The 13924-nt window shown below is 61.2% G+C and carries 8 protein-coding genes; 3 read left to right on the top strand and 5 right to left on the bottom strand.

Features of this window, described 5'->3' with window-relative positions:
• Positions 1–104 precede the first annotated feature (104 nt).
• On the bottom strand, positions 105–455 hold the full coding sequence (locus M2394_RS27545) for a DUF3077 domain-containing protein (RefSeq protein WP_259175299.1): 351 nt from the start codon (positions 453–455) through the stop codon (positions 105–107).
• 131 nt (positions 456–586) lie between these two features.
• On the opposite strand from M2394_RS27545, the gene M2394_RS27540 reads away from it, so the two are divergent.
• Positions 587–1225: a LexA family transcriptional regulator gene (locus tag M2394_RS27540; protein WP_178918853.1), complete on the top strand. Its 639-nt coding sequence runs from the start codon at positions 587–589 to the stop codon at positions 1223–1225.
• Here the strand turns inward: M2394_RS27540 and M2394_RS27535 are convergent.
• Genes M2394_RS27535 through M2394_RS27520 form a run of 4 tightly spaced genes read right to left on the bottom strand, consistent with a single transcriptional unit; the run spans position 1222 to position 6748 of the window.
• Positions 1222–3147: an acetyl/propionyl/methylcrotonyl-CoA carboxylase subunit alpha gene (locus tag M2394_RS27535; RefSeq protein ID WP_259175297.1), complete on the bottom strand. Its 1926-nt coding sequence runs from the start codon at positions 3145–3147 to the stop codon at positions 1222–1224. The genes M2394_RS27540 and M2394_RS27535 overlap by 4 nt on opposite strands.
• The gene (locus M2394_RS27530; protein ID WP_259175296.1) at positions 3144–3950 is read right to left on the bottom strand and encodes a gamma-carboxygeranoyl-CoA hydratase; all 807 of its coding nucleotides are present in this window, start codon (positions 3948–3950) and stop codon (positions 3144–3146) included. The genes M2394_RS27535 and M2394_RS27530 overlap by 4 nt, the downstream gene beginning before the upstream one ends.
• Before the next feature lie 15 nt (positions 3951–3965).
• Positions 3966–5573: a carboxyl transferase domain-containing protein gene (locus M2394_RS27525; protein WP_259175294.1), complete on the bottom strand. Its 1608-nt coding sequence runs from the start codon at positions 5571–5573 to the stop codon at positions 3966–3968.
• Between the two features lie 11 nt (positions 5574–5584).
• A complete protein-coding gene (locus M2394_RS27520) occupies positions 5585–6748 on the bottom strand; it encodes an isovaleryl-CoA dehydrogenase (RefSeq protein ID WP_178918859.1) in 1164 nt (387 codons plus the stop codon).
• Positions 6749–6898: 150 nt separating this feature from the next.
• Between M2394_RS27520 and M2394_RS27515 the strand changes: the two genes are divergently transcribed.
• Positions 6899–8533 (top strand): AMP-binding protein, encoded by a 1635-nt coding sequence (locus M2394_RS27515; RefSeq protein ID WP_259175292.1) that lies wholly within the window; start codon positions 6899–6901, stop codon positions 8531–8533.
• 81 nt (positions 8534–8614) lie between these two features.
• On the top strand, positions 8615–13777 hold the full coding sequence (locus M2394_RS27510) for an NEL-type E3 ubiquitin ligase domain-containing protein (protein ID WP_259175290.1): 5163 nt from the start codon (positions 8615–8617) through the stop codon (positions 13775–13777).
• The last annotated feature ends 147 nt before the right edge of the window (positions 13778–13924 follow it).

The following is a 13924-nucleotide window of genomic DNA, read 5'->3' as shown; positions in this document are numbered from 1 at the left end:
TCTATCGACTGATCTCGCGATCAGCTACGTCCAATAATAATCATTATCATTTGCAAGTCAAATGTTTTTATCCGTGGGATAGAAATATTTTTCTTTCGCGCCCGTTACACGTTTGCCGGTGCCTGCTGCGCCTGCAACGACCGCTCCACCATCGCCTTCGCCATATCGATCAAATACACCGCTGAAAATGCCAGGTCGCGTTGATTGCCGTGATGGTTGCTCGCGGACTCATAGGCCGTGGCCGCTGCACTGCGCAGCAGGTCGGAGGCATGCACCAAGGCTTCCTCCTGACTGATGCCGGGCTTGATGGCAAACAAGGTGTCGTCTGGTATGGGGGCCGACATGTCTTCTTTCAGGTAATAGTCCAGTGCGCGTTGGGCGGCACCGCTGTTGCGCATGTCGTGCAACTCATCGTTTCCAGCGGTTTCAGGCAATAGGTACGGGCTTGTCGTCATAAGGATCGGTACTCCGGTGGGGTGTCGAAAACCATATGACCGATGATAGTACGTATCGTATTTATGTCGTTTTATGGATTACTACAAACTGTTTATTGCCCTGAAAAATACGCGACGTATTGTCAGGCCCCATGGATAACTGGATAGCGTTGGTCAAGGCCAACATGAAAGACCGCAAGGTCACGCAGGATCAACTGGCTGAACGCCTGGGCATGTCCCAGGGCGGTGTCGGCCACTGGTTGAACAAGCGCCGCGTGCCGAGCCTGGAAGACATGAACCGGCTGTTGCAGGCCTTGGGGCTTGGTGACCTGGAAGTGGCGCTGGAGATCCGCGAACGAAGCGCCCCGCACGAGCCGTCACCGGCGAAACACTACAACCCGTATTTCCGTTACCCGGTCAGCGACTGGAAAAGCCTGTGCGAAACCCGTGAAGAGCGCGCCACCTATGACACCCGGCGCTTCGAACTGACGGATCAGCGCTGCGCCGGCGCGGCGTTCTGGCTGCCCGTCACCGGCGACGCCATGGCTGCCCCCAGCGGCTTGAGCATCGGCGCCGGCATGATGATCCTGGTGGACCCGGCCGTCGAAGCCGAGCCCGGTAAGCTGGTGGTTGCGCAATGGGCCAACAGCACCCGCGCTACTTTCCGCCAGTTGAGGGAAGAGAGCGGCCAGCTTTACCTGATGCCACTCAATCCAACGTATCCCAAGCAGCTGTTCACCGACGACTGCCGTATCCTCGGCGTCGTCGTGCAAGCCATGGCCAAGTTCTAGCCCGCCGTTTCCAGCTCCACCAGTGCGCTGCCTTCGGCGACCATTTCGCCTTCCTGGCAAAACAGTGCCTTGACCACCCCGGCCTCGGGCGCGCGAATGCTGTGCTCCATCTTCATCGCCTCCAGCACCACCAGTTGCGTGCCGGCTTCCACGGTTTGCCCCACTTCAACCAACACGCGCACGATGCTGCCGTTCATGGGCGCTGTGAGGCCGCCCTGGTGAGACTGGTTGGCCTCGACTGCGGCAATCGGGTCGAACAGGCTGATGGCGTGCATCTCGCCGTCCCAGCGCAGGAACACGCTGCCCTCGCTGCGCACGGCCAGAAGGTCGCGACGCACGCCTTGGCGCTCGAACGACAATTGCTCGCCGCGCAAGGCGAAGGCATCCCCCTGCAACGTCACCAACCGATCCTGCCCATTGCAGCTCAGGTGCAGGGAAACCTCCGCGGGTAGCCCCGCCCGGAACCCTCGGGTATCCGCCCAAGGCCCATCACCGGCCGGTAGGCTCTGCATAAACGCGGCGCCCGCCGCCTGCCAGAACTCATCGCTCAAGGCACCAACGGCCGGCAGCAATTGGTCCTGGTAACGCGGAATAAACCCGGTATCCAGCTCGGCGCTCGCAAAGGCCGGATGGCCGATGATCCGACGCAGAAAGCCCAGGTTGGTCTTGAGCCCGCCCACGGCAAATTCATCAAGCATGCTCAGTAACCGCAGGCGCGCCTGTTCACGGTCCTGGCCCCAGGCGATCAACTTGCCGAGCATTGGGTCGTAGAACGGCGACACGTCGTCTCCCTGCGCCACACCGCTGTCCACACGCCGCCCGGGGCCTGGGGCAGATTCGCGGTACAGCGCCAGGTGGCCGGTGGCTGGCAGGAAATCATTCGTCGGGTCTTCAGCGTACAAGCGCACTTCAATCGCATGGCCGATCAGCGGCACCTGCTCCTGGGTGATCGGCAGCGCCTCGCCCTGTGCGACACGGATTTGCCAGGCCACCAGGTCCAGCCCGGTAATCGCCTCGGTCACCGGGTGTTCCACTTGCAAGCGTGTATTCATCTCCATGAAGAAGAATTCGCCACGGGCATCCAGCAAGAACTCCACGGTGCCGGCGCCCACATAGCCGATGGCCTGGGCGGCGCGCACGGCGGCCTCACCCATGGCTTTGCGCTGCTCGACGCTCAGGCCCGGCGCCGGGGCTTCTTCCACCACTTTTTGGTGGCGACGCTGAATCGAACAGTCGCGCTCGTTGAGGTACAGGCAGTGTCCGTGCTGATCGGCAAACACCTGGATCTCCACGTGGCGCGGCTTGAGCAGGTATTTCTCCACCAGCATTTGCCCGTTGCCGAAGGACGACAGCGCCTCACGCTGGGCGGAGGCCAGGGCTTCGCCCAGTTGGCTGACCTCCTCGACCACCTTCATGCCCTTGCCGCCGCCACCGGCCGTGGCCTTGAGCAATACCGGGTAGCCAATGCGTTCGCAGGCGGCACGGAAGGTGTCCAGGTCCTGGGCTTGCCCGTGATAACCCGGCACCAGCGGCACACCCGCGGTTTCCATCAGCGCCTTGGCGGCCGATTTGCTGCCCATGGCATCGATGGCCGAGGCGGGCGGGCCGAGAAAGATCAGGCCCGCCGCTTCAATGGCGCGGGCGAAGCCGGCGTTTTCCGACAAGAAACCGTAGCCCGGGTGGATCGCCTGGGCGCCACTGGCGTGTGCGGCAGCGATCAGTTTGTCGATTTGCAGGTAGCTTTCAGTGGCTTTGCTGCCGCCCAGGTCCACGCGAATATCCGCTTCGCGGCTATGGCGCGCGTCGCGGTCGATGGCGCTGTGCACGGCCACGGTGGTCAGGCCCATGGCTTTGGCGGTGCGCATCACGCGGCAGGCAATCTCGCCACGGTTGGCCACCAGCAGGGTGGTCAGTGTGCTCATGAGCGTGGCTCCTGTGCTTGCCAGATGGGCGGGCGTTTTTGCAGGAACGCGCGCAAGCCTTCCTGGCCCTCGGCGCTGACGCGAATCCGCGCAATGGCGTTTTCGCAATAGCGGCGCAGGGCGGGTGTGAGCGCGCCGTTCCCGACTTCACGCAACAGGTCCTTGCTGGCACGCATGGCGGCCGGGCTGTTCTGCAACAGGTTGGCGACCCACAGCTGCACCTGCAGGTCCAGCTCGCTGGCGGGGTAGCTGTCGGCCAACAAGCCGATTTCCCGCGCGCGTTGGCCGTCGAAACGTTCGGCGGTCAGGGCATAACGCCGCGCCGCGCGTTCGCCGATGGCCTGCACCACGAACGGGCTGATCACCGCCGGTGCCAGGCCGATGCGTACCTCTGACAAACAGAACTGCGCGTCATCGGCGCCAATCGCCATGTCGCAGCAACTGATCAGGCCCAGCGCACCGCCGTAGGCCGCGCCTTGTACCACCGCCAGCGTAGGGATCTTCAACTTGGCCAGGTTGTACATCAGCTCCGCCAGTTCGCGGGCGTCATCCAGGTTGGTGTGGTAATCCAGCTCGGCCGATTGCTGCATCCAGGCCAGGTCGGCCCCGGCGCTGAAATGCTTGCCGCGCCCGCGCAGCACCAGAAAGCGCAGGGACGGATCGCCCTGCACCTGGTCGAGGGCGATGATCAGTTCGCGGATCATCTCGGCATTGAACGCGTTGTTCTTGGCTTCGCGACTGAGCCACAGGGTGGCAAAGCCACGGCTGTCGGTGATCAGTTCGAGGGTGTTGAAATCGCTCATGGGGTACAGCTCCATTTACATGCGGAACACGCCGAAGCGGCTCGGCTCGATGGGGGCATTCAGCGAAGCGGACAGGGCCAGGGCCAGCACGTCACGGGTCTGCAGCGGGTCGATCACGCCGTCATCCCACAGGCGGGCACTGGAGTAGTAGGGGTGACCCTGGGTTTCGTACTGGTCGAGGATCGGCTGCTTGATCGCCGCTTCTTCCTCGGCACTGAACCCGTTGCCGGCCCGTTCAGCCTGTTCACGCTTGACCTGCACCAGCACGCCGGCGGCCTGTTCGGCGCCCATCACGCCAATGCGTGCATTCGGCCACATCCACAAGAAACGCGGGTCATAGGCGCGGCCGCACATGCCGTAGTTGCCGGCCCCGAAGCTGCCACCGATGATCACGGTGAACTTCGGCACTTTGGCGCAGGCCACGGCGGTGACCAGCTTGGCGCCATGTTTGGCAATGCCTCCGGCCTCGTACTTCTGGCCAACCATGAAGCCGGTGATGTTCTGCAGGAACAGCAGGGGAATCCCGCGCTGGCAGGCCAGTTCGATAAAGTGCGCGCCTTTCTGCGCGGCTTCGGCAAACAGGATCCCGTTGTTGGCAAGGATCGCAATCGGGTAGCCGTGCAGGTGCGCAAAACCACACACCAACGTGGTGCCGAACAACGCTTTGAATTCATCGAACACCGAACCGTCCACCAGCCGCGCGATCACTTCGCGCACGTCGAACGGCTGCTTGGCATCGGCCGGGATTACCCCGTACAACTCTTCGCTGCTGTACAGCGGCGCCACCGGCGTGCGTTGCAGCAGTTCGCCCTGTTTGCGCCAGTTGAGGTTGGCCACACTGCGTCGCGCCAGGGCCAGGGCGTGTTCGTCGCTGTCGGCATAGTGGTCGGCCACGCCGGAGATCTTGCAGTGCACATCGGCACCGCCGAGGTCTTCGGCGCTGACCACTTCACCCGTGGCTGCCTTCACCAAAGGCGGGCCGGCGAGGAAGATGGTGGCTTGCTGGCGCACCATGATCGCTTCATCCGCCATGGCCGGCACGTAGGCACCACCGGCCGTGCAGGAGCCCATGACCACCGCGATCTGCGGGATGCCCTGGGCGCTCATGTTGGCCTGGTTGAAGAAGATCCGCCCGAAGTGCTCACGGTCCGGGAACACTTCGTCCTGGCGTGGCAGGTTGGCGCCGCCGGAGTCCACCAGGTAGATGCACGGCAAGCGGTTCTGCTCGGCGATGGTCTGGGCGCGCAGGTGTTTTTTCACGGTGAGCGGGTAATAGGAGCCGCCTTTGACCGTGGCGTCGTTGGCAACGATCATGCATTCGACGCCTTCCACACGGCCGATCCCGGCGATCACCCCGGCTGCCGGTACGTCTTCGCCATACACCTGATGGGCGGCCAGTTGGCTCAGTTCCAGGAACGGCGAGCCCGGGTCCAGCAGGCGGTTGATACGTTCGCGCGGCAGCAGTTTGCCCCGCGAGGTGTGCCGCTCCTGGGCCTTGGCGCCGCCCCCTTGCTGCACGTGGGCGAGCAGGGTGTGCAGGGCATCGACCTGCTGGCGCATGGCGGCGCTGTTGGTGGCGAACTCCGCCGAGCGTGGGTTGAGCTGGGTGTGCAGGGTGGCCATGGCGCGCTCCTTCAGCGGGTTTCGTTGAAGAGTTCGCGGCCGATCAGCATCCGGCGAATCTCACTGGTGCCGGCGCCGATTTCGTACAACTTGGCGTCGCGCAGCAGGCGGCCGGCGGGAAACTCGTTGATGTAACCGTTGCCGCCGAGAATCTGGATGGCGTCTAGGGCCATTTGCGTGGCGCGTTCGGCGCTGTACAGGATCACCCCGGCGGCGTCCTTGCGTGTGGTTTCACCGCGCTCGCACGCCTGGGCCACGGCGTAGAGGTAGGCACGGCTGGCGTTGAGCTGGGTGTACATGTCGGCGACCTTGCCCTGGATCAGCTGGAATTCGCCGATGCTCTGGCCGAACTGCTTGCGGTCGTGGATGTAGGGCACGATCAGGTCCATGCACGCCTGCATGATCCCGGTGGGGCCACCGGAGAGCACCACGCGTTCGTAGTCCAGGCCGCTCATCAACACTTTCACGCCGCCGTTGAGGGTGCCGAGGATGTTTTCTTCGGGTACTTCCACGTCATCGAAGAACAGCTCACAGGTGTTGGAGCCGCGCATGCCCAGCTTGTCGAACTTGTTGCTGCGGCTGAAGCCCTTCCAGTCGCGCTCGACGATGAACGCCGTGATGCCGTGGGCGCCTTTCTCCAGGTCGGTCTTGGCGTAGATCACATAGGTGTTGGCGTCGGGGCCGTTGGTGATCCAGGTCTTGCTGCCGTTGAGCACGAAGCGGTCGCCGCGTTTGTCGGCGCGCAGTTTCATCGACACCACATCGGAGCCGGCATTCGGCTCGCTCATGGCCAGGGCGCCGACGTGTTCGCCGCTGATCAGTTTGGGCAGGTACTTGAGTTTCTGTGCGTGATTGCCGTTGCGGTTGATCTGGTTCACGCACAGGTTGGAGTGGGCACCGTAGGACAACGCCACCGAGGCCGACCCCCGGCTGATCTCTTCCATGGCCACCACGTGGGCCAGGTAACCCAGGCCCGCGCCGCCGTATTCTTCCGGCACGGTGATGCCCAACAGGCCCATGTCACCGAACTTGCGCCACAGGTCGGCGGGGAACAGGTTGTCGCTGTCGATCTGTGCCGCGCGAGGTGCGATTTCCTTGGCTACGAAGTGCTGCACCTGTTCGCGCAGCATGTCGATGGTTTCACCGAGGGCGAAGTTCAGGGACGGGTAACTCATGGACAGGCACCTTAATGTGGGCGTTGTTTTTGTGTGGGTGGCGCGCCAGGGGAGGGCGCTCACCTTTACGTTAACGTAAGCTTGCGTTACGGCGCTGTCAATCGTAGTTTACGTTTACGTCAACCTACAAAAAAGACAACAGGGGTCGTTATGGATCAACCGAATCAGAGCTACAGCCGTGGCTCTCAGGACAAGACCTTGCTGGCCATGACGATTGGCCAGGCGTTCGATCGCACCGTTGCGCAATTTCCCGAGGGCGAGGCCCTGGTAGTGCGCCATCAACAATGTCGCTACACCTGGCGGCAACTGGCCGACGCCGTTGACCTGCACGCCCGTGCCTTCCTGGCCCTGGGTATGCAGACCGGTGATCGCCTGGGCATCTGGGCGCCCAACTGCGCCGAGTGGTGCATCAGCCAGATCGCCAGCGCCAAGCTCGGGGTGATTCTGGTCAACATCAACCCGGCGTACCGCAGCACTGAACTGGACTACGTGCTCAAGCAGTCCGGCTGCCGGTGGCTGGTGTGCGCCGGTTCGTTCAAGACCTCCGACTACCACGCCATGCTGCAGGCACTGAAACCGGACCTGCTTGGCATCATCAGCCTGGACCCCAACCCGCCCGAAGGCTTCATGCCCTGGTCGCAGCTGGCGGCGCTCGGGGCAGGCGTCCCGCCCCAGCAACTGCACACGCGCCAGGCCAGCCTGCACTTCGATCAGCCCGTCAACATCCAGTACACCTCCGGCACCACCGGCTTTCCCAAGGGTGCCACCCTCAGCCATCACAACATCCTCAACAACGGCTACATGGTCGGTGAAAGCCTGGGCCTGACCGCCCAGGATCGCCTGGTGATCCCGGTGCCGCTGTATCACTGCTTCGGCATGGTGATGGGTAACCTGGGCTGCATCACCCACGGCACCACCATGATCTACCCCAATGACGGCTTCGACCCATTGCTCACGCTCAGCGCCGTCGCCGAAGAGCGCGCCACCGGCCTGTACGGCGTGCCCACCATGTTCATCGCGATGCTCGACCACCCGCGCCGGGGCGAGCTGGACCTGGCCACCCTGCGTACCGGCATCATGGCCGGCGCCACCTGCCCCATCGAGGTGATGCGCCGGGTCATCAGCGAGTTGCACATGGCTGAGGTGCAGATCGCCTACGGCATGACCGAAACCAGCCCGGTGTCCCTGCAGACCGGTGCCAACGACGACGTGGAGCGACGCGTCACCACCGTCGGCCGCACACAGCCCCAACTGGAAAACAAAATCATCGACGCACAGGGCAACACGGTTGCGCGCGGTGAAATCGGCGAATTGTGCACCCGTGGCTACAGCGTAATGCTCGGCTACTGGAACAACCCCGACGGCACGCGTGAGGCCATCGACGCGGCCGGCTGGATGCACACCGGCGACCTGGCGACCATGGACGAGCACGGCTACGTGTGCATCGCCGGGCGCAACAAGGACATGATCATCCGGGGCGGCGAGAACGTGTACCCGCGTGAGCTGGAGGAGTTTTTCTTCACTCACCCTGCGGTGGCGGATGTGCAGGTCATCGGCATTCCGGATGAGCGTTATGGCGAAGAGATCGTCGCCTGGATCAAGTTCCACCCTGGCCATGTGGCCAACGAACTGGAATTGCAGACCTGGTGCAAGGGCCGCATCGCGCACTTCAAGACGCCCAGGCATTTCAAGTTCGTGGATGAGTTCCCCATGACGGTCACGGGCAAGATCCAGAAATTCCGCATGCGCGAGATTTCGATTGAGGAGCTGCGTAACGACTGCTGAATCGCGGTACATGTCTACTGCTGCGTGATGAAGGGCAGTGCCTAAAGTGGCGCATTCTTTCGCCACTTGAAGGCCATGGCTATGACCAGTACCCCTATTGACCCTCCCACGCGTCCGGTTGCAAGCGAGACCAGCCCTCACGGCCGCGTGATACAGGACAACACCCCCGCCTGGTACACGGACGCGCTGGATGAGCGCAAAACCGAATTGGCCTCATTGCAGTTGAGCATCCCGGACTGGTACACAAATGCCTCAACGGATGCGAAAGACCGTATGAGGGTGATCCATCAGCGCAGCCGGTACTCCTTGAATCAACTCGACCAGATGTTCAGGCCATTGAAAGGGCCGGCCGAGTATGCCGAACCGTTGTTGGTGGCTGCGATTGAAAAGAAATTCGGGGAGCGCCTGGACGTCAGACAAGTATTTTTCGCCCGCAAGATGGAGCAGAAAGTATGCGAAACCGATCCCCGAGAGGTCTCGACCCGCCAGGTCAGCGAGTTGGCACCGCAATTCTATTTCTACCGGGGGATCAGCTTGCTGGGGGCTGCGCTGAACAATTTCACCCAAGAGGAAGCGAGTGAGCCGGTCTGTGCAGATTGTCACCTGGTCACCCTTTACGACTTTTCCAGCGCTTCACGCACCCGGCTTCCTGCTCCAGGCAACGTCCAATCGGTCAGGCTGAGTATCAAGGCGTATGAATTCGCCACACTGTGCAGGGAACTGGATCTGGGCAGCTCGTACAGCGAGTATGTACGAAGCTTCATCAATAGCCGGATACGTATCACCAGCACGGAAGCGGGCATCGGCAAGCTGTACAGCACGTTGATCCTCAGCCACCGGCATCAGTTGGAGTTGGCGGCAGAGATTGCCTTGATGAAAGGTGATATCCAGCCCGATGGCCACCAATTGATCATCGATCTTCTGCGAAGCCAGTCACAGGTGAAATGGGCGGGTGAGGAGGTCAAGTTTTCACCGTTTCGGTTATTCGCGTTCGACATCGAAAACATCCTGATCATCGGTCCGGTTGCATGGCGGGCGAACCTGAGGAATGCCGAATTGGTCTCCCGGCCGTGTATTGTCTACATCCCGGGGGACCCCCAGCATCCCCTCAAGTCATATGACAATATTGCCGCGTTTACCGACCACCTGACGACGCGTCTGTGTCGGGTCCAATACCGCACTTTCTTCAGCCAGTTCGTGCCGCTTTCCAGCCAGGATGCATTCTTCACTCGGCTCAAGGCCTTTCTGGATCCGGAGGCCCGTCACGCCGACGATGGGGACTTTGCGCCCGCCCAAAAGGGGCGGGTCAACCGGCATGGTAGCTACGCCTCTTCATGGCGTGATGTGTGGGCAGATTGCGCGGTAAGGCGCATGCAACTGACCGTGGAAAATGCTCGCGCCAGTGTGGTGCCTACCCGGGATGTGGATGAGCGTGTCTACAACGCCTGGTTGTGGTCGTTCGGCAGTCGTGCGCTGGACATTCTCAATCTTGCCTCGTTCGTGGTGCCTTTCCTGGGGGAGGCGATGCTGATCGTCGCCGCCGTGCAGATGACCTACGAGCTAGGCGAAGGCATTGAAGCCTGGTCACAAGACGAAACCAAAACCGCCTGGGCACACTTTTCGGCGGTGGCGCTCAACCTGGCGGGGCTGGCCGTGCCACACGGGCTGATGGCAGCCAAAGATGCCCCTTTCATCAAGCGCCTGGTGCATGTGGAATTCGGTGGACGCAAGCGCTTGTATGCATTCGACCCCGCACACTACCTGCACCGGATAACGCTGCCTGAGGGGCAACGACCCGATACCCAGGGCCTGTATCGTCATGAAGGCGAGCTGTATTTGTCAGCAGGCGGGGGCAATCATTACAAGATCCGGCCCAGCGGCGAGCCCAATGAATTCAGACTTCTGCACCCCGATGGCGATTCACGTTATGCACCACGCGCTCGACACAACGGGGAAGGGGCCTGGGTGCACGAGTTCGAGCAGCCTTTGACATGGGATCGCAAGACTCTGTTACGGCGCATTGGCCATTCGGTCGATCACTTGAGCGATAACCAATTGGAACTCGCCAGGGCGTTCAGTGGTGTGTCGAATGATGAGTTGCGAAGTGTGTTCATCGATCATCACGCGCCCGCGCCTCTGTTCAAAGACATGCTTCGACGATTTGAGTGCGACAACAAATACCAAAGGGTTATCGACCAGCTAAAGCACCCGGACCCTGTGGTTTTTGGTCGGATCGACTGGCGGATGCAAGTGCAGTTCTTGATGGAAGGCGGCCTGTGGCCCGAGTCGCGGGTATTGGTAGCGTTGGACGCAGAGGGGCATCAGGTATGGCGCTCAGCCGTCCCGAAGGACTCCACTCAAGTTGTTGAGCTGACGCACGAACAACTCGACAGTGGTCTGCTGTTCCGGTCCTTTGTCCAGCAATTGACGGAGCCTGAAATGCGTCAGTTGTTGGGTGAGGATCTGATGACAGAGCGAGAAGTTAGCGAACTTTACCTGCGTACCCGAGACGTTTCAGATGATGATTCGGTTGCGCGTTCCCAGACGCGGGAAGATGAAAGCGCCGACCCGTTGAGGCAGCACTTACGCAGGCCGCATGCAAGGTTCGTGAGGTATCGAGACCGTTTGCTGAGCGCGGCCAATAGCAACAGAAGCCGGCTGGTCAAGCGCGAGTTATCAGGGGGTGATGTGTCTAACGACGCCAACATTCAACTGATACAGCGCGACTTTCCTGGCTTGCCTAAATGGGTAGCCGAAGAAATTGTGGCCCACGCCAACGTTCGGGAGCTGGCTCGCATGAAGTCTGCGTCGCGCTTGCCGCAGCGGTTGGCCGAGGAGGCGCGCGTGTACCTGCAGAAGGCGCGGGTCATGCGGGCGCAGGCTGATCTTCTATTCGACAATCAACTCACATTGGACGGTGTGCACTTGGCATTGCACAAGATGGCCTCTATTCCCGGGCTGCTCAAAGAGACGTGCATCGAGCTTCGCGCGGGCACCTACGATGGCGCTTTGCTGGACAAAGTGGGTGATGTCGGCGGCGCTCGACAGCTTCGTCTTATTCAGACCGATTTGACGGAATGGAAGCTCTGCAGCAGCCCGGAAAAAGTCGAGTACTGGCGCCGCGATAAGGACGCCTTCTTCAACGCCCTGTGGATGGCGAGCAGTGGCGAGTTCACCGGTTGGTCGGTCTTCAACGCGGCTGCGCAACGGTTGAAGAGGCAACTGGCGGAACAGCCTCTGAGTGAGTTGCAAAGCCGGCAAGCGCTTGGCATGCAAGTGATCAAGCCCGGTTTCAAATCACCCATGCGCCTGGCTGACGGACGCGTGGGCTATCCGCTCAGCCCATTGGGCGGCGCTACTGAGCGTCCCCGGGTGTGCTGGATGAAAGCGATGTCGCTCTATCCGTCAAGGTCCATGCAAGAGGTTGAGACGATGCTCGGCCTTGAGGGGGTTGATGACAGTATGCTCCTGGCGAAGCTGACCCAACTTGAAGAAGAGTTTGCCGCATTGGATCAAGCGCTGGTCAGTTGGCAGCAAGAAGGAGGGGCGGGCTACGCAAGCGCCAGGCGCAGAGTGACGGGGACCATCAAGGCAGCCTGGCGCAGAACGGGTGCACAGGCATTGGCAGGGGACCAGACACCGATCGGCTATGTGCTGGATCTTTCGGATGAAAGCGTGGGCGAGTTGCCGGCGCTCAACGCCAACATGGATCACGTGGGGCACCTGGTTCTGCGTCGAATGGCGCTATCGGATGCCTCACAGCCGTTCCTGCGTGCCTTCGGCGGTTTGCGCTGGCTGAACATGAGTGATAACAACCTGACGCAACTGCCGGAGTTCGCCAATGCAGGTGCCGGGCTGACAAAGCTCAATCTGAGCAGCAATGACATTCAGCTGACCGAACACAGCCGCCTGCGCCTGGAAGGGATGCAGAGCCTGAAGATTCTCAAGCTTGGCGGCAATCGCCGCTTGGGCTGGCGAGCGGATTTGCGCAGGCTGCGAAACCTCAACCAGCTTTATCTGCCAGACACCGGCACCACTGCATTTCCTGCAGGCGCCGAACAATTGCCTAACCTGGCCCGCATTGATCTGCATTCAAACCAGATCACCACGTTGCCTGAATACGCGTACCAGCATCTTGAACGTATCAATGTGCATGACAATCCCTTGTCGGCGGCCACGCTCGCCCGGCTGGATCAGCGTTTTAACCCGGTGCAGTGGGATGAGCACATCTCCGTGGACGAAGCACGGGGCTTATGGCTGGAGGGGGTGTCTGCGGACCAACGGGCACGGCGCGGTGAAGTGTGGGATGAACTGCGGGGTAGCCCCGAATCGGCCGCTTTTTTTGCAGTGGTGGCTGACATCACCCGCAGCGCCGAGTACGTCAGCGAAGTGACTCGCCCAGTACTGGCTGAGCGGGTGTGGGACATGCTGACGGCGACCAGTGAAAATCAGGCTATTCGCGAAGCGTTATTTACCGCCGCCGATGATCGGGTGACCTGTGGTGATGGCAGTTCGGTCGAGTTCATGAACCTTGAAAGTGAGCTGATGGGGGCGAGGGCCGTTGAACTGGCAGAAACGGACAATGCCGAAGGCGCGCTGATCGCCACCGCCAGGCAGCTGTTTCGTTTAGCGCTGGTCGACGCCATTGCCCTACGCGATGTTGCGGCAAGAGGGCCGGGGTTTACCGAGCAGGTTGAAGTCGTATTGGCTTATCGAACGCGGCTTGCCGCCCCTCTGGAATTGCCGGTCAAATCCCAGGGTATGTTGTTTCCCCAACAGGCCAACGTGGACCAGGCGACGCTCGATGCGGCGTATGAGCAGGTACTCCGGGATGAGCGCAACCCTGAGCTTGAGGAAGAATTTTTTGTCGGGCGCACGTTCTGGGAGAAGCACCTGCGTACCCGTTACTCGCAAGCGCTGAGCGCGCTGATGGCACCTGAACTTGGTGTGATTGATGAGAAAAGTGCGGCTTTGTTCGAACTCTCGGACTTGCAAGGTCAGCCGGACGCAGGAGAGGGAAAGGAATGGCAGGCTAGGCACGGTGCGGCCGCGGACCACCTGGCGGGACTGTTGGGTAAACGCAGGGATGAAATCCTGGTGAACGGCTCGATGCAAAGCGCATTTTATGAGCGAGAGCTCAACAGCTTGGGCGCTGAGCGCCACCTGTTGGAGCAGCGAGCCTTGAAAACCTTGACGCGCAGGGTACTGAACAACTCCGCAGCCACGACCGGGACATCCCTCTGAATCAAAGGGCCAGACAGCACAAAGGGGACCCGAAGGTCCCCTTTAATTTGTCGTTGCGTGCTCTTTTTTTATTATTGAGGGGCGGCCTATTGTTGTTTTTGGCAGCCGTGACCCTTTACCGCTGTTTTGGGCGACCCCCATCCGGGG

Origin of the sequence: Pseudomonas sp. BIGb0164, from assembly GCF_024810135.1 — a bacterium.
GTDB lineage: Bacteria > Pseudomonadota > Gammaproteobacteria > Pseudomonadales > Pseudomonadaceae > Aquipseudomonas.
Note: the sequence above shows the minus strand (reverse complement) of the source record. Positions and strands in the feature narration are given on the sequence as shown.

Excerpts from the sequence above, each read along its gene's own strand:
- M2394_RS27510 (WP_259175290.1), top strand. The coding sequence starts at position 8,615 with ATGACCAGTACCCCTATTGACCCTCCCACGCGTCCGGTTGCAAGCGAG.
- M2394_RS27540 (WP_178918853.1), top strand. The coding sequence starts at position 587 with ATGGATAACTGGATAGCGTTGGTCAAGGCCAACATGAAAGACCGCAAG.
- M2394_RS27525 (WP_259175294.1), bottom strand. The coding sequence starts at position 5,573 with ATGGCCACCCTGCACACCCAGCTCAACCCACGCTCGGCGGAGTTCGCC.
- M2394_RS27520 (WP_178918859.1), bottom strand. The coding sequence starts at position 6,748 with ATGAGTTACCCGTCCCTGAACTTCGCCCTCGGTGAAACCATCGACATG.
- M2394_RS27530 (WP_259175296.1), bottom strand. The coding sequence starts at position 3,950 with ATGAGCGATTTCAACACCCTCGAACTGATCACCGACAGCCGTGGCTTT.
- M2394_RS27535 (WP_259175297.1), bottom strand. The coding sequence starts at position 3,147 with ATGAGCACACTGACCACCCTGCTGGTGGCCAACCGTGGCGAGATTGCC.
- M2394_RS27515 (WP_259175292.1), top strand. The coding sequence starts at position 6,899 with ATGGATCAACCGAATCAGAGCTACAGCCGTGGCTCTCAGGACAAGACC.
- M2394_RS27545 (WP_259175299.1), bottom strand. The coding sequence starts at position 455 with ATGACGACAAGCCCGTACCTATTGCCTGAAACCGCTGGAAACGATGAG.